Source organism: Alteromonas sp. Cnat3-28, from assembly GCF_022348265.1.
GTDB classification, from domain to species: domain Bacteria; phylum Pseudomonadota; class Gammaproteobacteria; order Enterobacterales; family Alteromonadaceae; genus Alteromonas; species Alteromonas macleodii.
In genome coordinates this window covers 24,126-43,622 of sequence record NZ_JAKREY010000024.1, presented here as the reverse complement: position 1 = coordinate 43,622, position 19,497 = coordinate 24,126, and the positions used below count along the sequence as shown (strand labels likewise).

General features: G+C 45.7%; 18 protein-coding genes and 1 pseudogene. 15 read left to right on the top strand and 4 right to left on the bottom strand.

Annotated elements, in window-relative coordinates; genetic code table 11:
- Positions 1-3: 3 nt before the first annotated feature.
- From MHM87_RS17980 to MHM87_RS17955, 6 genes are all read left to right on the top strand, one after another.
- Positions 4-477, top strand: a complete 474-nt coding sequence (locus MHM87_RS17980) for a peroxiredoxin (protein WP_061093922.1) — start codon at positions 4-6, stop codon at positions 475-477.
- A gap of 411 nt (positions 478-888) precedes the next feature.
- Positions 889-1,698: a hypothetical protein gene (locus MHM87_RS17975; RefSeq protein ID WP_014947811.1), complete on the top strand. Its 810-nt coding sequence runs from the start codon at positions 889-891 to the stop codon at positions 1,696-1,698.
- Between the two features lie 9 nt (positions 1,699-1,707).
- A complete protein-coding gene (locus tag MHM87_RS17970) occupies positions 1,708-2,742 on the top strand; it encodes an extracellular solute-binding protein (protein ID WP_168462691.1) in 1,035 nt (344 codons plus the stop codon).
- The gene (locus MHM87_RS17965) at positions 2,739-4,259 is read left to right on the top strand and encodes an iron ABC transporter permease (protein ID WP_014975321.1); all 1,521 of its coding nucleotides are present in this window, start codon (positions 2,739-2,741) and stop codon (positions 4,257-4,259) included. Before MHM87_RS17970 ends, MHM87_RS17965 begins: the two co-directional genes overlap by 4 nt.
- Positions 4,259-5,290: an ABC transporter ATP-binding protein gene (locus MHM87_RS17960; RefSeq protein WP_239260485.1), complete on the top strand. Its 1,032-nt coding sequence runs from the start codon at positions 4,259-4,261 to the stop codon at positions 5,288-5,290. Before MHM87_RS17965 ends, MHM87_RS17960 begins: the two co-directional genes overlap by 1 nt.
- A gap of 2 nt (positions 5,291-5,292) precedes the next feature.
- A complete protein-coding gene (locus tag MHM87_RS17955; protein WP_239239400.1) occupies positions 5,293-6,474 on the top strand; it encodes an NAD(P)/FAD-dependent oxidoreductase in 1,182 nt (393 codons plus the stop codon).
- Here the strand turns inward: MHM87_RS17955 and MHM87_RS17950 are convergent.
- Both MHM87_RS17950 and MHM87_RS17945 read right to left on the bottom strand, forming a co-directional pair.
- Positions 6,466-6,876 (bottom strand): annotated as a pseudogene (locus MHM87_RS17950) (OmpW family outer membrane protein); the annotation flags it as partial. The gene MHM87_RS17955 and the pseudogene MHM87_RS17950 overlap by 9 nt on opposite strands.
- 137 nt (positions 6,877-7,013) lie before the next feature.
- Positions 7,014-7,481, bottom strand: coding sequence for a hypothetical protein (locus MHM87_RS17945; protein ID WP_014947817.1), 468 nt, complete (start codon positions 7,479-7,481; stop codon positions 7,014-7,016).
- Between the two features lie 224 nt (positions 7,482-7,705).
- On the opposite strand from MHM87_RS17945, the gene MHM87_RS17940 reads away from it, so the two are divergent.
- From MHM87_RS17940 to MHM87_RS17925, 4 genes are all read left to right on the top strand, one after another.
- Complete coding sequence (locus MHM87_RS17940) at positions 7,706-8,014, top strand: hypothetical protein (protein ID WP_061093934.1); 309 nt, start codon at positions 7,706-7,708, stop codon at positions 8,012-8,014.
- Between the two features lie 150 nt (positions 8,015-8,164).
- Positions 8,165-8,359 carry a BLUF domain-containing protein gene (locus MHM87_RS17935; RefSeq protein WP_239260483.1) on the top strand — a complete coding sequence of 65 codons (195 nt, stop codon included), beginning with the start codon at positions 8,165-8,167 and terminating at the stop codon, positions 8,357-8,359.
- Positions 8,360-8,385: 26 nt separating this feature from the next.
- Positions 8,386-9,351: an EAL domain-containing protein gene (locus MHM87_RS17930; RefSeq protein WP_239260481.1), complete on the top strand. Its 966-nt coding sequence runs from the start codon at positions 8,386-8,388 to the stop codon at positions 9,349-9,351.
- A 208-nt stretch (positions 9,352-9,559) separates the two neighbouring features.
- Positions 9,560-11,107 (top strand): diguanylate cyclase, encoded by a 1,548-nt coding sequence (locus tag MHM87_RS17925; RefSeq protein ID WP_239260479.1) that lies wholly within the window; start codon positions 9,560-9,562, stop codon positions 11,105-11,107.
- A gap of 41 nt (positions 11,108-11,148) precedes the next feature.
- Here the strand turns inward: MHM87_RS17925 and MHM87_RS17920 are convergent, their stop codons facing one another.
- The gene (locus tag MHM87_RS17920; RefSeq protein WP_039226907.1) at positions 11,149-12,033 is read right to left on the bottom strand and encodes an ArgP/LysG family DNA-binding transcriptional regulator; all 885 of its coding nucleotides are present in this window, start codon (positions 12,031-12,033) and stop codon (positions 11,149-11,151) included.
- Positions 12,034-12,210: 177 nt separating this feature from the next.
- Here MHM87_RS17920 and MHM87_RS17915 point away from each other — a divergent pair, with 177 nt between their 5' ends.
- Positions 12,211-12,813, top strand: a complete 603-nt coding sequence (locus MHM87_RS17915; protein ID WP_014975330.1) for a LysE family transporter — start codon at positions 12,211-12,213, stop codon at positions 12,811-12,813.
- A 115-nt stretch (positions 12,814-12,928) separates the two neighbouring features.
- Positions 12,929-13,246: a multidrug efflux SMR transporter gene (locus tag MHM87_RS17910; RefSeq protein WP_014947823.1), complete on the top strand. Its 318-nt coding sequence runs from the start codon at positions 12,929-12,931 to the stop codon at positions 13,244-13,246.
- Positions 13,247-13,320: 74 nt separating this feature from the next.
- Here MHM87_RS17910 and MHM87_RS17905 read toward each other — a convergent pair whose 3' ends face one another.
- Positions 13,321-14,037, bottom strand: a complete 717-nt coding sequence (locus tag MHM87_RS17905) for a DUF1499 domain-containing protein (protein ID WP_014975331.1) — start codon at positions 14,035-14,037, stop codon at positions 13,321-13,323.
- Between the two features lie 196 nt (positions 14,038-14,233).
- Between MHM87_RS17905 and MHM87_RS17900 the strand changes: the two genes are divergently transcribed.
- From MHM87_RS17900 to MHM87_RS17890, 3 genes are all read left to right on the top strand, one after another.
- Positions 14,234-14,905 carry a DNA-J related domain-containing protein gene (locus tag MHM87_RS17900; RefSeq protein ID WP_239260477.1) on the top strand — a complete coding sequence of 224 codons (672 nt, stop codon included), beginning with the start codon at positions 14,234-14,236 and terminating at the stop codon, positions 14,903-14,905.
- Between the two features lie 316 nt (positions 14,906-15,221).
- Positions 15,222-16,355: an efflux RND transporter periplasmic adaptor subunit gene (locus tag MHM87_RS17895; RefSeq protein ID WP_239260475.1), complete on the top strand. Its 1,134-nt coding sequence runs from the start codon at positions 15,222-15,224 to the stop codon at positions 16,353-16,355.
- Between the two features lie 21 nt (positions 16,356-16,376).
- A complete protein-coding gene (locus MHM87_RS17890; protein WP_014947827.1) occupies positions 16,377-19,475 on the top strand; it encodes an efflux RND transporter permease subunit in 3,099 nt (1,032 codons plus the stop codon).
- Positions 19,476-19,497 lie beyond the last annotated feature (22 nt).

The window sequence follows — 19,497 nt, the reverse complement described above, 5'->3', positions numbered from 1 at the left end:
AGCATGATACAAATTGGGGGCACTTTGCCTGAAGTAGATTTTAGCCTTTTAGTAAATGGCGAGATAACCAACCCAGGAACTAACGAGTTGTTTTCAGATAAGCGCGTCGTATTGTTTGCGGTACCCGGTGCATTCACGCCGACCTGTTCTCAAGCCCACTTGCCAGGCTATGTAGCGCTTGCTGATAAGCTTAAAGCCAAAGGTATTGATAGTATTATTTGCTTAAGCGTGAACGATGCATTTGTTATGGATGCATGGGGCAAAGCAAGCAATGCTGAAGAGATCATAATGCTGGCAGACGGCAATGGTTTCTTTACCAAGCAAATTGGCTTAGACATGAACACGGGCAATTTCGGCGGCTTGCGTTCGTTACGTTATTCAATGCTTGTGGAAGATGGCGAAGTGAAAAAGCTAAACGTTGAAGACCCAGGTCGTTTCGACGTTAGCGATGCGCAAACCATGCTAGATAGCCTGTAACACCGAAATTACTGCGTTAATAATATCAAGAGCCCGCAACTAAGGTTGCGGGCTTTTTTCGTTCAGATGTTTGTAAAGATTCGTTAATACCAGTCCGCATAGATAATTACCAGCGCCTTCTGAGTGGGCAACTATCTATGCGAATTGGTATTCTTTACTTATGTGTATGCTGGTCGGGATTTTCATTAAAATGTAATCTATGTATGATCTGGCGCTCTGTAAATAGCGTTGAATATCAGTACGTTCAGTGAAGGTTAATGAACTAACATGCAGTATTCTGTGTCGAAAGTGCAGAAAAAATAAGGGCTAACACACTACGTTACTTAGCATGTGGGCTCGTTCAGTTACCTTTACTTGATTAATGATAATAAGTATCATTTGCGTGAAAAGACAAACGTTTTAGGAATAATTATGACAACAACACTGAAAAAAATGAGTGCTTTGGTACTGGCTTCTGCGGTCACTTTCTCGATGCTATCTTCTCAGGCGCTTGCTAACGGTGCCATTGGCGATCACGTGAACAATCTTCACGCGCACATCGGCGAATATACGGAAGAGGTACATTGGTTAGAAAGCAAGTTTGGCAGTGTTGTTGATGCGTATGAAGCAAAAGATAAATCGCTTAAGACCGATGCACTGATTGAGTATTGGGAAGAGGTTGATTTTCACTCTGCTATTGAAACCCAGTATGTGCCTATTTACGCCTCTATTTGGCAAGGTATTTATGGTGTGAAAGTCGCCATTGATGAAGGCAAGCCTGTTGCAGACGTACGCGTAGAGCAAGAGAAGCTAAATCATGCCTTGTGGCAGGCGTTAGGCGCAGTTAAACTTGCGTCCCAGTATCAAAAGAAAGGCTTAGTGAACAAGGTTCAAACCACCGAAAAAGAACCTACCACAGGCCCTGAAGTTATCGACGATATTAAAACACGTCTTGATCGTGTTGTTGCTAAGTACGCGGAACAGCTTCACGAAGTAGCAACTACACTCGTTCACGATACTTACCTTCAACGATTTGAAGGTGTGGAAGGTGACTTGATTGCGAAAAACGCAGCTTTGGTTGAAGACTTGGAGAAAGACTTTAACGTAACGCTTCCACAAGCTATCTCAAAAGACACTGGCGTTGATTCAGTTCGTAAGGTCGTAGAGTCTATGCAGGCCAAACTTGACCGCGCTCGCGCACTTTTGGTTGAAGTAGAACAAAGTCGTAAAGACGTATTTTAAGGAAGGTGTATGCAACGTAGAACATTCTTACAAGGCTTAGCAGCGGCCGGTGCATTATCTGGTTTGCCGTTTAGTTTTGCTCACGCTATGACACAAACAGGCAGTGTGTCAGTTGAGTCACTGCCTAAATTAGAAGGTGATCTTACACTTTACTTAGGTCGTGGTGAAGGTGGCTTGTACGAGAATGTTCTTAAGGCCATCGAAAAGCGCAACCCAAAGCTTAATCTTAAAATAAGACGCGGCGGCTCTGCGGCATTAGCCAACACCATCGTAGCTGAGACTAAGGCAGGCGTTAAACGCGCCGACCTTTTCTGGGCCGTAGACACGGGCTCGATTGGCATGGTTACTGATGCTGGTGCGGCCAAGCCGTTGCCAGACGACCTTACTGCGCAGCTGCGCGAAGATTTTCAGTACCCGAGCTGGTCACCGGTAACAGGTCGTGTGCGTACACTGCCTTATAACACTGAGCGTGTTAAACCGGAGCAAATCCCTGAAAGCGTTATGGCGTTAGCCGACAGCGATTTAAAAATTGGCTGGGCGCCAGCCTACTCATCGTTTCAGTCTTTTGTCACTGCAATGCGCATTTTAGAGGGCGATAAAGCCACTAAAACATGGCTTAAAGGCATTAATAAGCACTCGAAAAAGTACGCAGGTGAACTTGGTGTAGTGATGGGCGTTGAACGTGGTGAAGTCGATATTGGCTTTGCGAATCACTACTACACCCTTCGCCTTAAATCAGGTAAGCCGAATGCAAACGTAGCGCTTGCGTACAGTAAAAGCGACGCAGGATGCCTAGTAAATGCGTCTGGTATTGTGACATTGAGCGACGGCGACTTGCCGGTTAACTTTATTCGTTACCTGCTTTCGCACGAAGTTCAGTCTTATCTTGCTCGCGAAGCCTACGAAATACCTCTGGTTCAAGGGGTTGAACAGCCGCAAGGCTTAGCTGACCTAAGCACGCTGTCACCGCCTGAAATGGACCTTCGTAAACTGGCTGACTTACGCCCTACACTTAATCTTATGAGGGAAGTTGGCGTACTGTGACAAATTGGCCAAAGTCGTATCCACTGGCACTTCTTATCGCGCTGATGGCTTTATTGCCCGTCGGCGTTTTGTTTTCTCTAGCTCAAGATAGTGCGCAACTTTTCGATACCCATAACCTAAGGGTACTAGCGAACACGGTGTCATTGGTGGTACTTACCATTATTGGCTCTGTACTTATCGGAGTACCGCTTGCCTTTTTAACCGCTTATGTGCAGATGCCATTTAAGCGGTTTTGGCTCATTTTACTTGCCGCGCCATTAGCACTACCAAGCTACATTGGCGCATTTGCGATGTACTTTTCATTTGGCACAGGTGGCGAAATTGAAAACGTACTGGGAATTAGCACGCCACCTATCAGCGGCCTTTGGGGCTCTGCGCTGGTCATGAGCCTTTATACTTATCCATTTGTCATGATGACAACCCGTTCAAGCTTACTGAGTTTAGATGCAAGCTTAGTTAACGCGGCGCGTACGTTAGGGTTAACCTTAGGCGCAAGCTTATGGCGAGTGGTTTTACCGCGTGTTGTGAATAGCGTTGCCGCAGGGGCACTCCTTGCTGCACTTTATGCGTTATCCGATTTTGGTACGCCTGCAATAATGGGTTTTGACACTTTTACCCGTGTTATCTTTGTTGAGTATAACGCCTTCGGTCTTAGTCAAGCCGCTATGCTGAGCCTTCAGCTTATGGTTATTGTTGGGCTTATTCTATTTATAGAAAGTCGTATTAGTGGCGCTCAAGAGCGCCCAGGTAAGCATTTATCGTTGTTTCCTGCTCGCTGGCAGCGAAACCTAATGTTGCTGGCTACTATGCCGGTGGTATTTATGGCTATTGTGCTTCCCCTTGCTATTTTTACGCTGTGGTTAGTGCGAGAAGGCGCCGGCGGTTTTGAATTTAGCTATGCGTGGAACTCAGCTCATGCGTCATTTATTGCAGCGATTGTTGCTGTATTACTCGCCATTCCGGTGGCTCATGCCGCTATTGCCGGAAAAGCTGGACGCTTTATGGAGCGCATTACTTATTTTGGCTTTGGGGTTCCGGGTATCGTAATGGGGACGGCCCTTGTTTATGTTGGCCTGCAGTTGCCCGCGCTCTATCAAACGTTAAGTCTGCTTGTAATGGCTTATGTACTGCGCTTTATCCCACTTGCTGTGGGAAGTGTAAGAAGTACGGCTGAGAATATTGATTCAGGTCTGGTAAAAGCCGCTCGTGTGCTAGGCGCTAGCCCGCGTGAGGCATTTATGCGAATTACGCTGCCGTTAACCCTTCGTGGTATGATAGCGGGCGCAGCGCTTGTGTTCTTAGAAGCCATGCGCGAACTACCTGCAACGCTTATGTTAGGACCTACAGGATTTGAAACCTTAGCTACCTATATGTGGCGAGTTTACGAAGCGGGTTACTTTGGCCGCGCAGCCGTGCCAGGGCTTTTACTTGTTTTATTATCAGGTGTGGGGTTAATTCTCATGCTGTCGGGCGAAAGAAAAGCCCAGTTTACCGTTACCGAGGATGATCGTTCGTAATGCTTAGTGTAAATAATTTGTCTGTGAATTATGGGTCTACCCGCGTTGTCGACAAGTTAAATCTTGAGCTTGGACAAGACGAAATCCTGATGCTGGTGGGGCCAACCGGCTGCGGTAAAACCACCATTTTGCAAGCGTTGACTGGGCTTATTCCTATTTCAGAAGGTGCTATGAGCCTAGGTGAATGGGAAAGTACAGCAAACAAACATGTTCCGCCTGAAAAGCGTAACGTGGGTATGGTGTTTCAAGACTTTGCGTTGTTTCCTCATCTTACCGTTCAGCAGAACGTTTGCTTTCGTTTAAAAGACACTAAGCTGGCCGATCATTGGCTTCAATTATTAGGCCTAGATAACTTCCGCGATGCAAAACCTGCACGTCTTTCTGGCGGTCAAAAGCAGCGCGTTGCGCTAGCAAGAACGCTAGCTCACGAGCCTTCCTTTGTATTGCTAGACGAACCCCTTTCAAACCTTGATGCTGCGCTAAAAGACAGCTTGCGCTGGGAAATTCGCGATGCCTTAAAAAAAGCAGGTGTACCTGCTATTTGGGTAACGCACGATCAAGAAGAGGCGCTAAGCGTTGGCGATAGAGTGGGTATACTTAATAAAGGTGTGCTTGAGCAATTAGACACACCTGAAGCCTGTTACTCTTCTCCTGCCAGCCGTTTTGTGGCGCGTTTTATGGGCGAGGCGAGCTTCTTAAGTGCGACGTTCGATAGCAGCGCAGCAAATACAGACAAAACAGTGGTTACTGATATTGGTAATGTGCCAGGCACACCGCTTCAAGGTGCAAGCGGCAACGTAGACTTGTTGGTACGCCCTGACGATTTAAGCTTAGATGCTACACTTAGTGAAACTAACTGTACGGTTGAATGGGTACGCTACGAAGGCGAAAGTCGGCTTTACGCGGTTGTCTTGGATTGTGGCGACGAGCTTAAAGTACGAGTAAGCCACGAAAATGCTATAAAGCCCGGTACTCGCGCTTTCGTACAGCTAATAACCACACATCCATTGGCCGTTTTTCCTAGAGGTTAATTGTGATCAAGCGCGATGTAATTGTTATTGGTGCAGGAGCTGCAGGGCTTTTTTGTGCGGCGCAGGCCGGCGCGCGCGGACGCAGCGTAGAAGTGCTCGATCACGCTAAAAAAGTGGGCCGAAAAATCCTGATGTCAGGCGGTGGCCGCTGTAACTTCACTAACATGTATGCAGGCCCTGAAAACTTTCTTTCGCAAAACCCTCACTTTTGTAAGTCGGCGCTAAGTCGCTATACCCAATGGGACTTTATTGGCTTGGTTGCCGAGTATGGCATTGCCTACCATGAAAAAACCTTGGGCCAACTGTTTTGTGATGATAGCGCCAAAGAGATCGTCGATTTACTGCTTAATGAGTGCAACAAAGCGGATGTGACAATTACTACTCGTTGCGAGATTCTAAGTGTTGAAAAGAATGAAAGTGGGTACTCACTTACAACCTCGAATGGTGAGTATGAATGTGAATCCCTTGTAATTGCTACCGGCGGTTTAAGCATGCCCAAGCTAGGTGCTACGCCATTCGGCTACAAAATAGCGCAGCAATTTGGTCTTAACGTATTACCTACTCGTGCAGCACTTGTTCCCTTTACCTTGCACGATAAAGATAAAGACACACTGGCAGAGCTTAGCGGTATCGCAGTTGATGTATATGCCAGCTGCAACGACACTACGTTTAAAGAAGCGATGTTGTTTACCCACCGAGGGTTGAGCGGCCCTGCCATGCTACAAATTTCCAGCTATTGGGAAGCGGGTGACAGCTTAAGTATCAACATGCTACCTAACGACGATGCTACGGCGCTTCTACAAACTGCACGCACAGAGACGCCAGACGCATTGCTTGCTACCTGTTTAAATAAAGTATTTCCAAAGCGTATGGTACAGAGCCTTATTGAGTATCATAGTTGGCGCAACGTGCCGGTGAAACAGCTGACTCACGGCGAGTGCGACGCCATTGCTGACACCCTAGAGAATTGGCAAATAAAGCCAAACGGCACAGAAGGATATCGCACCGCCGAGGTTACTATAGGCGGTGTTGATACCAATGACCTATCATCAAAAACCATGATGGCGAAAAATGTCGAAGGCCTGTACTTCATTGGCGAAGTGGTTGACGTTACTGGTTGGCTAGGTGGCTTTAACTTCCAGTGGGCATGGAGCAGTGGTTGGGCAGCAGGGCAGGTGGTTTAGAACCGCACCTACATAGGGCTGAAAAGTACTTGATGGATCGTTAAAGTAATAGTTAACCGTCACTGTGGGCGGAAGGTGGGTTACTTCGCCTAGCTGGTTACCTGTTCCTAATGGGTTATCGATAGCGAAATTAACGTCATGTGTGAACGGTGTTGCGGCTAATACTTCTACGTTAACTCTATCCGTGATGAAATAGGCCGCGGTGAGGCCCAATTGCGTGTTGTTATCAATGGTCAGGCCAAAGCCCAAGTCGTCACCCACGTTAATGTTTGAAGACGATTCATCAGGTGCAACCGTGGCAAAGCCCCCTCGGACAAGAATGTCGCCTTTTTCAAATGCAACTGCACTGGATGCTGAAGCAATAAAGGGAAGGGCGGTTAGTGCTAAAGCTAAGTTTTTCATCGTAGTCTCTCAGTCTGATAATTGAACACAGATAAGACTAAACAGACTTACTTAAAAAGAACTTTCTAGAAGATTAACGTTAGATTAAAAGCCTTCGTTATATAAAAAGCTAAAAACGGCGCAGTATTGCGCTGTAATCAAAACGACATACCAATTGCTAGACCAGCAACCACTGCACTTTTATGATTTCGATGATAGTCGTAATGAAGCTGCGGCGATATGGTAACCCCCGATACTTCAAACTCATACAAAAAGCCTAACCGGGCCACCTCCATTTTATGGCTGCCGTGGAACTCAACGCCAGGGCCTATTTGTGCAATAAAATTATTGGTAATGTGCAGGTCAGCAACAAGCAAGTAGGTATAAGCGTCTAAGTCTTCAAACGCGTATTCAGCCACAAAGCCTACGCCTAAAAAGTCGCTCACACGGTATTCGTAATCGATACCTAGTGTAAAAGCGTTTCCGCACTCTTTTGTGTAAGTGGTACCTACCAATGCAGATAAATGATGGGGTGACGTTTCCCAATGATGAGCATTTCCCTTTGCAACAACAACGGGGGCAAATACCAAGGCAGCAACCAAGCCTAACGCTATTTGAACTCGCATAGTGATGCTCACATAAATTTAACGGTGACTACCTAGAAAGTTTCTTTCTAGCACTAATGAGAGCGTAGGCATCAAACGGCTATTTCACCAATGAACTTTAGTTGAAGTAATCGATAGGCCTAACTTAGTCGGCGTTAGGCGCATAGTTAAGCTTACATCTACCCATAACATCAAAATCTCGCTAAGGTGTCTGAATACAAGCCACCGAAGGAAAGAATAAGATAATGATTGATGAGAAACAGAAGGTACGTTTTTTAGATGCTTGTTCCGAACAGCTTATCGCGCTTTATACAGCCAGCAAAAACGGTAAAAAGGTCGATGCTGAGAAATATCGAGTACAAGGGTTTATGCACGCTGGCGAGCTTCTAGGGATAATTACCAATGAACAGGGCAAGGCGCTGATTGCCGACTTACATGTACAGGTTTTTGGTGAAACTATTGATGAGCGAGCGACAAGAAAACGTAAACTTAATGCGCTAAAAGAATCTGATCCCGATGCATATATTGAGATTCCCGCCATTGAAAGACGTTAATTTAAGTTAAGCAAAGTTACCTAAACCGACTTTGCGAGATTCTCGTTTCTAAGACTATACTTTGCCCCACACTATGATAAAAAAGCTGTAAAAAGAGGTTGCAGCTAGTTCGAAGCAGGGATGAAAACAAAGTTTAACAAGAGGCAACCCGTGCTTAAGCAGTTAGTTTACAGAAGTCAGTCGATGGTAAAAATTGATGAAAATGAACTTCTTAAAATAACAAACGATTCACTGCCATTTAATGCGAAAAACCACATTACAGGTATTCTTTTGTTTGATGGGGAATACTTCTTTCAAGTGCTTGAAGGAGATTGTGAGAAGGTAACGGGCTTTTCGAACATATAAAAACAGACAGTCGTCACAGCAACATTATGAAAGTGACCGAAATGGTCATTCACAAACGCGATTTTGGAGATTGGCATTTAAGAACGCTTTCTGTCGCAGAAGGAAGCCGCTGCTATTGGTTACCTTCGGACATTAATATTAGCCGGGAAAGCCGGATATTTGCGCTTCTCAACAGCTTTGCTTCTGGGAAATGGCGAACTTGTTTAAGTGATAACGCGCGCAAAAACGTAAGAGCTAACGTTGCGACGTCAGAGAAAGCAGTTAAACCCTTCGAAAACTCTGACATTCAGTTTGCCTTTCAGCCTATTGTGGATACCTACAGAGCTCGTGTCTCTTCAATTGAAGCCCTAATCAGAAGTAACGATGGGAGATACCCTGAGACTATTTTGGAGGAGCTGGTTGGGCCGGAAAAGTACGATTTTGACCTGAAAAGCAAAGCTATAGCAATTAAGCAAGGCGCTGCGTTGCTATCTTCAGACCAGTCTTTATCCATCAATTTATGCCCCAGAGCGATTACCTCCACCGTCAACGTCGCAGACTACCTTCACGAATTGGTTAAACGCAATAAATTGAAACCACAGCAGCTTGTTATTGAAGTTACCGAAACAGAAATAATCAGCGAAAGTGACACATTTTACCAAGCAATAGAGCAGATCCGTTCACGAGGCATGAGAGTCGCTATAGATGACTTCGGCGCAGGGTACGCAGGGTTATCGTTACTCGCAGACTTCACACCAGACAAAATTAAATTAGATAGAAAAATAACGACAGGCATTCACGAAAGCGGGCATCGACAAGCAATAACCGAGGCTGTACTCGAGTTTGCCAACTCTATGGGAATTCCCTTGGTGGTAGAAGGCGTCGAAACGATTGATGAGTGGCTGTGGTTGCAGCATGCGGGTGTACAAAGATTTCAGGGGTTCTTGTTCGCAAAGCCCAAATTAAATGGTGTTAGTGGTATTGATTTTTCCTTCGACGGCGCTAGCAGCTAACTCCGCATAGGAAAAATATACATTTCTTGTCATTCCGCAGGATATTTTTCAGCGTTCTCACATTTTTAAACTAAGCTTAATGGGTGTGAGTTTTTATACCAGAATATAAATACTCATAACTCATCTTTGTGTAATAGCCGTACAGGGATATTTTTGCTACACGGATTTAGCTGCGGTACCAGTAGGAAGCAAATCTATGGCATGTGGAGTGTCGCGTAATTTTGTTCGCTTGTTGTTTGGGTTGATTTTGCTGACGTTCGGCACGTTTGCCAATGCAGCGTGCGTCATTAATGCTGAAAATGGTACTTCTGATACTGATACCGATAGTGCTCTGTCTATCGTACTTAAAGAAGGTGCACAGCGACTTTCGTTAAGCTGCGATGTCAACGCGACTCACGTTCTCTATTTCCCAAGAAACTACCTTTCTTATAATCAGCTGTATGACAGCGAGATGCAAAAAGTCCCCAAGTTAACCGGCGCATTTGAGTCCTATGCAATAGATAATACCCATAAGCGTCTATTTTTGGATATTAACTCTCAGGTAGAGCGACCTGTCAGGCTAAATATCGCTACGTTAAATGATTTTCAGACGTTGGCGTCAATACATACCTTCACATTGAGCTTGTTCATCGGCTTTTGCTTAGCGTTAACCTTGTACGTTGGAATGCTGGGAACAAGTATGCGCAACTACGGCTTTTACTCCTACAGTTTCTATGTGCTCAGTGCGGCAATTTTCTTTTTGCTTCAAGAAGGGTTACTGAACATTGCGTTTCCCCATGTCGCCTTTTTCTCGAACTTTAAACTGCATCTGTTATTCGCAGGGATCACGGTATTTGCTGCGGTAAAGTTTCTTGATCAACTACTCGATTTCAAAGCACTGCTAAAAGTATGGCAGCGCCAGTTTATTCTGGGAATGGCGTGTTCGGCACTGGCACTTTCATTTGTGCAGATCATTCTGTCCACTTCTGATGCGATGAGAGTAAATAGTACGCTAAGTCTTATCACGCTGATAACAATGACCTGTACGCTATCAAGCTGTGTTTACGCCGCCTACCGCAAAGTACATTGCTCAAACTTAGTATTAATGGGTATTGCTGTCATGGTGTTTTCCATGATGTTTCGATTGGTTTTTTCAGACGTGTCAGCGTTTATGTACCGCTACGGACTTATTGTGGGAATAACTATTGAAGCGTTTATTTTTGCTATTGCCACGTCGAGAAAAGTAAAAAAGCTCGATGACGACAGGCTTAGTGCATTCAAACGTGCGTCTACAGATTCCCTGTGTAAAGTGCTAAACCGCAGTGGATGGGAAGGAATAGCACAAAGTCTGCTTACTAACTTCAACAAGGAGGGAGGATATTTGACCTTGCTATTTATCGACGTTGATAACTTCAAGGAGATTAATGATCATTACGGGCACCATTGCGGCGATAAAGTGCTGCAGGTTATTGCTAAAATTCTGCTGAGCCGATGCCGAGACCAAGATGCAGTAGGGCGCCTTGGCGGCGATGAATTTGTGGTGCTAAGCCACTGTTACAGTGAAGGACAATCTGAGCGCTTGGCTGCGCGCATAGAAGCCAGTCTTCTGGAAAGGGATATTAGAACCGATAACGTTGTTATTTCTGTTACGGCAAGCGTAGGCACATACATCACAAATGAACGCTGCAAAGATCTCACCACTCTGTTAAATAAAGCAGATAAACTGATGTACAGCGTTAAGGAGAAGCATAAGACGGCTCAATTGGCGTCTTCTTAATTAACCTTCCAGCAACGTATCACACCCGCAGTGTATTAGGGTCATTTAAGCTGCGCTTTCGCTATATTCTTTACGGCCTTAGTCAAGTCGGCAAGCGCTGCCGATTCAAGGGTTGTCCAATGCCAAAATAACGGTACTCCAAGCTCTTTTTGAGGAAATAACGGAACGAGATCGCCTTCGTTAACCTCTTGTTCAACTTGAAGCGTGGGTAGCAAAGCCCACACCACGCCATCTAGCGCCATTTTGACAAAGCCATGAGACGATGGATACCAATGACAAGTTGTAAAAGAGGGGGCTATGTTTAAACACTCTCGTTGATAATCAGTCAGCAAAGTCACATCGTATTCGTCGTACAGCAAACCCGGTGTACTCATCACGCTCTGGGGGGATATTTCTTTATGCAGGTATCGCTCAATGAAGCGAGGCGATGCATAAAGTTGATAGCGCATGGTTCCCAGTCTTATAGATTGCCCACCGGTAACGGGTGTACCTGTTTGGCTAATGCAAGCCATTACACGGCCTTGCTGTAATATGTCTCGGGTTTGAGTTTGATCCGCATTAACAATATGAATCGGGTTGGCACGCTTATCACTAAACGCGGCCATTACTTGCGAGAACCAGGTAGCCAGCACATCGTTATTCACGGCAACGCTTATAGGTGCAGCCGACGCTTCTAATCCACTTTGTATATTCAGCGCTTCTTCTAATACGCTTACTTTTTGAATATGCGCCAGCAGCTCTTTTCCCAGTGGCGTAGCGCGAAGCGGCTTGGTGCGAACCATCACTGGGCCACCGACACTCTGCTCTAGCCGTTTTATTTTTTGCGATACCGCCGACTGGGTGAGGTTTAGGGCCTGTGCACCTTTTTCAAATCCGCCGTAGCGTAACACTTCATGAAAGCATCGAAGCGCGTCGTAATCCAACATTAATGACTACCTGTGAAAAGAAGGTTATAAGTATTAATTTTGCTTATTCAAGACAAATATCATTAATTTAATTTAGTCTTTCAAGGTGTATAAAATCAAGCCAATTATTCAGCATGTAACCTTAAACCGCGTTACAGCTATGGCGTTTGAACTTATTTACACTAAGAGGCATTTATCATGTTGGCGGCAGCAACAAGTGGTTTCGTGATGGGCGGTACCCTAATTATTGCAGTAGGCGCACAAAACAGTTTTTTGATTGAGCAATCGATGAAGCGACAGTGGACAACCTTGTTTGTCCTGCTGTTTATCCTAAGCGATGCCATCTCAATAAGTTTAGGTGCGATGGGCTTTGGCTTGCTATTGCAGGAATACCCAATGCTGGTGTCTATCACCAAGTGGGCTGGTGTGGCGTTCTTACTGTGGATTGCTTTTAACAAAATAAAATCATCTTTGGCCAACGACGCGCTTGTTTTAGAAATGGCGAAAAAGCAACTGTCGTTCAAAAAAGCACTGCTCATCGCGTTGGCAGTAACCTGGTTAAACCCCCACTTTTACCTAGACACTTTATTGTTGATGGGAAATTTAGCTAGTCAGTGGCAAGAAAATAAATGGTGGTTTGTGGGTGGAGCTATTGGTGCATCTGTAGTTTGGTTCGTAGGTTTGAGTACCTTAACCGCACGTTTTGCGCACCATATGCAGCGCCCTAATTTCTGGCGTTGGTTTAACCGTCTTAATGCTGCGGTATTAGGTATGGTAAGTATTCAGTTGGCGAGTTTGTAAGGCAAAAGCGCTAAATAGCAAAATATTACGACGCGTCGAGTACGCTTTATGATGTAAGACGGTACGCTACGCACCTGTGATAGTTGACGATGAGCGCGAAGAGAGGGATAGACTGGTGAGCTGGATTTATTTGATTGTGGCGGGCCTTCTGGAAATTGGTTGGCCTGTTGGACTAAAAATGTCACAAGAGGCGGAAACCCGCGTAATGGGTATTTTACTTGCGGTTGGGTTTATGGCTGCCAGTGGTTTTTGTTTATGGATGGCGCAAAAACAAATTCCAATTGGAACGGCGTACGCTGTGTGGACAGGAATTGGCGCCGCGGGCACATTTTTAGTGGGTGTTATGTTTTATGGCGACCCCTCGTCATTGGCACGATATTTCGGCGTAGCGCTTATTGTTGCAGGAGTCGTTGTCTTAAAGTTGGCCCACTAAAGTTAGGTCCAATTACAAAAAAGCCCGTTAGCTTAGTGCGAACGGGCTTTGTTTTTTAAGCGGGTGGTCAGGTTTTAGTGATATCCAAGTTGGTTTCTAAGCTCTGCCATAAAGGTTTCGATACGTTCAGCATTCTTGCCTAAATCACTTTTCCCTACTCGTGATTTGCTGCGGATATCAACCAGCGTGTCGTCGCTTTTAGCGGTTAGACGAATAACTACGTCGTCTTTAAAACCAAACCACGCTGTGGTGTCGGTGGCTTCTAAGGTGTTCGGCAATGCGCCTTCATTAACGCGTTCCCATCCAAGCGCCTCTATGGCTTTTTCTGCAGCGATGAAGACCTCATTTGCAGGTTGCGGCAGCAATTGAGTTTTAATTTCAGGGTAAGCTTCTAGTTGCTGCTTAGTGACTTCACCGCCTTCGTAAGCGATGGAGTTAGGCGCACCTTCGCGTAGCGGAGCAATTGCAACGAACTCCGGCGGATTAGTGACATCGGTAGTAATGTCATGGATCGGAGGAACTGCGCTGGCTTTGCTCATCATGCTCACCGGCATTCCCACAGCAACCAGGGCAAGAATGGCACAGATAAAGGTGCTTCCCCAACTAACGTTTTTACGGTTAATCAAAACCTGCAAAATAATGAGTATCAACGCTGCGCCGCCCACATACACGCCAAATCGCAGTGAAGTAAATGCGGTGCCTAAACTCACACCGGCATACTGATAAAGGGGGCCGGGTAATACCACCATAAGGAAACCGACAATACTGGTAAGGGCAATGAGTGCTTTCAAGTGAACTCCAAAGTTATTATTTTATTTTTACTAAGCTACTTTAACAGTGAACGTTGCGTTTTGGATTACCTTCTAGCAATAAAATCGGTACTAGGCCAATATTTAACATGTTTGTACACTAGGGCTGTTGGTCTTTAACGTACATCAAAGACCAGCAGGCCCTGGATGAACCCTATTTAAAGCAAGGTAATGAGTTTTGCAAAATCAGCCTGATGCTAGCGAAGCTTACGTGCTTCAAGCCGAACTACTTGTTGATACGTTATCGACACAAAAGCCGCTTTTTCAACGTGGTGTGAGCGAGTATGAGCTCATTGAGATTTTGAAAAAAGCGCCATATCACTTTTTTGATGACGCTTCGTTACGAGAGCCTTTAATGCTCTTTAAAACCCATTTCATTGTGTTTCACGCCCTTTATCAACTTAAACGAAGTTGGATAGAGCAGGGCGAAGGCGTGCTAGACATTCATACTCTTAATATTAAGCTAAACCAAGAAAGTGCCCACAGCGACAATGATAAAGAAAGCCAAGATAAGGTTGGAGCAATAACCGAAGCTGATGCCTTAGCTGAATACTACTTAGACTGGGGCAATTTTGAGAAGGCCGACAGAAAAAGTGTAGATGCACTGCTCAATGCGTTTTGGCATCGCATGGCCTCAGGAAACGCGCACACCTTTGAGCAGGAAGATATTGCTGATGCCCACGCGCTTCTGGGCCTGCCCCAAGATGAACATGTTTCTTTGTCGGTACTAAAACGAGTATATAAAAAAGCCCTGCAGTTGGTTCACCCTGATAAGGGAGGAACGCAACAGGAAGCCCAAGACGTCATTCACGCCTACCAGTTATTGCTGGGTTATTATTCGTTAAAATAGAACGTAAAGTGCATTGTGATTTCGCTTTATTCGTATAACGTATACACGCTCAGGTATTTGACCGACAACTTCAGTAATTTCAACTTCATTGACTTTTATTATCATCTATAAATGCGCACAATATGACCTATAAGAGCGTAGATCCGTATCAATGATCGCTTAACTATGCCACTTCAAAACCAATTATCGCAGTTTCAGGCTTTGAAATGCGCTAGATAATTCGGTGCACTGGAAGCAATAAGCTTTAATTTTAAAATTGGATATGCAGAGCAAAGGCCGTGTTCTGTACAAAAAGTTATTGGGAAATAGAAAATTTATGAGTCGCATTTTTTATGTTACTGCAGCATTAATAACCCTTGTCGGCGTTATTGGGTGTTCGAATGAAGGCGAGCAAGCACAGCAAGGTATGCCTGCACCCTCAGTATCGGTAGTTACACTGAAACAAGAACCTGTAGTACATGAAATGGTGTTACCGGGCCGAGTAAGCCCGTCTCGTCAATCTCAGGTGCGTCCTCAGGTAGATGGTGTTATTACGGAGCGCTTGTTTGAAGAAGGCGCACATGTAGAAAAAGGACAGCAGCTTTATCAAATTGACGAAGCCCGTTATCTAGCACAGTTAAATAGCGCAAAAGCCGATTTGAAAAGCGTTCAAGCGAACCTTAAAACGTTGGAAGCAAAGGCGCGACGCTATGACGACCTTGTTGCGCAAAACGCGGTAAGCAAACAAGAATATGACGACGTAATTGCTCAGAAAGATCAAGCGCAAGCGGCAATTAGCGTAGCTGAGGCAGCTGTTGACGTAGCGAAGGTTAACATGGGTTACACCAAAGTGTACGCCCCAATCAGCGGACGTATTAGCCGCTCTTTTGTTACTGAAGGTACCCTTGTTACTACGAACCAATCTCAGCAACTTGCAACCATTACACAGCTTGACCCAGTTTTCATTGATATGCAGGAGTCAGGTGCGTCAATTATTACGCTTCGTCAGTCAATGAGAAACCAAGGTTCGATGGATGTTGAATTAACGGTAGATGAAGTAACAGGCAAGCGTTACGACCAAACAGGCAGCGTTAAATTTTCTGAGGTAACGGTTGATGAGACCACAGGGTCTGTAACACTTCGTGCTGAAATGCCAAATCCAGATGGCGTATTGCTGCCTGGCTTGTTTGTGAAAGGCCACGTCATTACTGGACGCGAAAATGCGCTGCTTGTTCCTCAACGCGCAACGACACGCCAACCAGACGGTTCGCTTTCAGTTTATGTTGTTAACCAGAACAACGAAGTAGAAGGTCGTACCTTGGAAATAGGCAAAATCTATCGAGACCAATATGTTGCCCTAAGCGGTGTGAGCGAAGGCGAAAAGGTAATTGTAACTGGATATCAGAAGGTGAAGCCTGGCGCGAAAGTTAATCCGTCAGAGTGGCAACCATCATCACGTGGCTCACGATAGCAAACAAGGGATTTAAGTAATATGGCTCGTTTCTTTATAGACAGGCCCGTGTTTGCATGGGTGCTGGCAATTATCACAATGATGGCGGGTGTGCTGGCAATTACCTCACTCCCCATTGAACAATATCCCAAGGTGGCACCGCCCTCGGTGACTATCTCAGCAACGTATCCTGGAGCATCTGCAGAAACCGTAGAGAACTCGGTTACTCAGGTAATAGAACAAAGCCTGACGGGAATTGATAACCTACGTTATTTCTCGGCAAGCAGTTCGAACAGCAGCATGTCTATTACGCTCACTTTTGAGCCTGGTGCTGACCCTGATATTGCGCAAGTACAAACTCAGAATAAGGTGCAGGGTGCACTGCCGCTGTTGCCTACTCAGGTACAGCAACAAGGGGTAACCGTAACTAAAGCAAATAGCGCATTTGCATTGGCAGTTGGCTTCTATTCTGAAGACGACTCAATGACGCAATATGACCTGAGCGATCTGTTAGTTTCTCAATTTCGCGACCCGATTTCCCGTGTTAATGGTGTGGGAAATGTACGGGTATTCGGTGCGCAGCGTTCAATGCGTATATGGTTAGATCCAGATAAACTGTACAGCTACAATCTTACACCTACTGACGTTCAAGGCGCTGTTCAGGTACAAAATACTGATGTGTCTGCTGGTCAACTAGGTGGTATGCCTGCAATAGAAAATCAGCAAATCAACGCGACAATTCAAGCGCAGAGTCGCCTTCAAACCGTTGAAGATTTTGAAAACATCGTACTTCGCGTAAATACCGATGGTTCTCAGGTTCGCGTGCGTGACGTTGCGCGTGTTGAACTGGGTGCGCAAAGCTACGACGTTATTGTTCGATACGATCGCAAGCCTGCATCAGGTATGGCGATAAGCCTTGCCTCTGGCGCAAACGCACTAGATACCATTAAGGCAGTAAAAGCCCGAGTTGAAGAACTGCGCTCGAATTTGCCAGATACAGTTAAAGTGGTTTACCCGGTTGATAGTTCTCCTTTTATCGAGCTTTCTATCGAGTCGGTAGTTCATACGCTTATTGAAGCGGTAGTACTGGTATTCTTGGTGATGCTACTGTTCCTTCAAAACTGGCGTGCAACGTTAATCCCTACCATTGCGGTGCCAGTGGTATTGCTCGGCACCTTTGCTGTGCTACTGGCATTTGGCTTTAGTATTAACGTGCTAACCATGTTTGCTATGGTACTTGCTATCGGCCTGCTCGTAGATGATGCCATCGTGGTGGTGGAAAACGTTGAACGTATTATGGAAGAGGAAGGTCTCTCACCTGCCGAAGCCACTAAAAAGTCGATGACTCAAATCACAGGTGCACTTGTTGGTATTGCGGCCGTGCTTTCAACGGTATTTATCCCAATGGCGTTCTTCAGCGGCTCAGCAGGCGCTATTTATCGTCAGTTCTCGGTTACTATCGTGTCGGCTATGGCATTTTCGGTATTGGTCGCCATTGTCCTTTCACCGTCTTTGTGCGCCACGTTATTGAAAAAGCATCCGGAAAACCATGACAAGAACAAAGGCTTCTTTGGCTGGTTTAACCGCACGTTTAACAAAGGCCGCGATCGCTATCAAAAGACAACAACTCACATGGCGCAACGCTTTAAGCGCTATTTCGTTGTTTATGGTTTGCTGGTAGGTGGTATGGCATTTATTTTCAGCCAGCTTCCTGGCGCGTTTCTTCCAGATGAAGACCAAGGGCGTATGATGGTGTTGGTAAGCACACCGCCTGGTGCAACAGCTGGCCGTACGCTCGAGTCTATCAAGCAAGTGGAAGACTATATTCTTGAACAAGAACAAGACGCGGTTAACGGCATGTTCGCGGTTGTGGGCTTTAGCTTTGCGGGTCAGGCGCAAAACGCGGGTATGGCTTTCTTAAACTTCAACGACTGGAGCGTAAGAGACGAAAATAATTCTGCGTTTGCAGTGATGAACCGAGCTTTTGGCGCGTTTAGCCAAATTCAAGATGCCTCAGCCTTTCCTATAGTGCCTCCGCCTATCATGGAACTAGGTAATGCAACGGGCTTTGATATGCAGCTGGTCGACCGTGGTGGAAATGGTCACGAAGCGCTGATGAATGCGCGTAATCAGCTGTTGGGCATGGCAGCGCAGAATCCAAAGCTGGCTGGCGTTCGCCCCAATGGTTTAAGTGACGTACCTCAATTTAAAATCAATATTGATAGCGAGAAAGCGTCGGCACTTGGATTGAATTTAAGTGAGATCAATAACGCGCTTCAAATAGCGTGGGGGTCCAGCTATGTAAATGACTTTATTGATAAAGGTCGAATAAAGCGTGTTTACATGCAGGCAGATTTGCCTCATCGCATGACCCCTGAAGACTTGGATAAGTGGTTTGTTCGCAACAGCGACGGCGAGATGGTGGCGTTTAACACGTTCTCGACCACTGAATGGGTTTATGGCTCACCTAAGTTAGAGCGTTTTAACGGCGTGTCGTCTGTCAATATTCAAGGTAGTGCTGCTGAAGGTATCTCTTCGGGTGAAGCAATGGCTGAAATGCAGAAATTGGTTGAGCAGTTACCGCCAGGCTTCGCAATTGAATGGTCAGGCCTATCTTATGAAGAGCAAGAAGCAGGCTCGCAAGCGCCTATGCTTTACGCACTATCAATCTTGATTGTTTTCTTGTGCTTAGCGGCCCTGTACGAAAGCTGGTCTGTGCCATTCGCCGTTATGTTAGTGGTGCCTTTGGGTATTCTCGGCTCTGTAACCGCTGCGTTTATTTTCAACTTGCCGAACGATGTGTACCTGCAAGTAGCGTTTTTGACTACCGTAGGTTTGGCGGCGAAAAACGCTATTCTTATTGTCGAATTTGCAAAAGAACAGTACGAAAACGGCGAAGATTTAATGACTGCGGTTTCAAATGCAGCCTCTCAGCGTTTCCGCCCAATTCTAATGACGTCAATGGCGTTTATTTTGGGAGTAACGCCGTTAGCACTAGCTAGCGGAGCAGGCGCAGCCAGCCAAAATGCAATAGGTATTGCGGTTATGGGTGGTATGTTCGCCGCTACCTTCTTGGCGATTTTCTTCGTGCCCATGTTCTATGTGCTGGTAGAAAAACTCTTTCACAGGGAAGACAAGTAACAAGCAAGTGCGCTAGAGTGGG

Excerpts from the sequence above, each read along its gene's own strand:
- MHM87_RS17980 (WP_061093922.1), top strand. The coding sequence starts at position 4 with ATGATACAAATTGGGGGCACTTTGCCTGAAGTAGATTTTAGCCTTTTA.
- MHM87_RS17975 (WP_014947811.1), top strand. The coding sequence starts at position 889 with ATGACAACAACACTGAAAAAAATGAGTGCTTTGGTACTGGCTTCTGCG.
- MHM87_RS17970 (WP_168462691.1), top strand. The coding sequence starts at position 1,708 with ATGCAACGTAGAACATTCTTACAAGGCTTAGCAGCGGCCGGTGCATTA.
- MHM87_RS17960 (WP_239260485.1), top strand. The coding sequence starts at position 4,259 with ATGCTTAGTGTAAATAATTTGTCTGTGAATTATGGGTCTACCCGCGTT.
- MHM87_RS17945 (WP_014947817.1), bottom strand. The coding sequence starts at position 7,481 with ATGCGAGTTCAAATAGCGTTAGGCTTGGTTGCTGCCTTGGTATTTGCC.
- MHM87_RS17940 (WP_061093934.1), top strand. The coding sequence starts at position 7,706 with ATGATTGATGAGAAACAGAAGGTACGTTTTTTAGATGCTTGTTCCGAA.
- MHM87_RS17930 (WP_239260481.1), top strand. The coding sequence starts at position 8,386 with ATGAAAGTGACCGAAATGGTCATTCACAAACGCGATTTTGGAGATTGG.
- MHM87_RS17920 (WP_039226907.1), bottom strand. The coding sequence starts at position 12,033 with ATGTTGGATTACGACGCGCTTCGATGCTTTCATGAAGTGTTACGCTAC.
- MHM87_RS17915 (WP_014975330.1), top strand. The coding sequence starts at position 12,211 with ATGTTGGCGGCAGCAACAAGTGGTTTCGTGATGGGCGGTACCCTAATT.
- MHM87_RS17895 (WP_239260475.1), top strand. The coding sequence starts at position 15,222 with ATGAGTCGCATTTTTTATGTTACTGCAGCATTAATAACCCTTGTCGGC.
- MHM87_RS17890 (WP_014947827.1), top strand. The coding sequence starts at position 16,377 with ATGGCTCGTTTCTTTATAGACAGGCCCGTGTTTGCATGGGTGCTGGCA.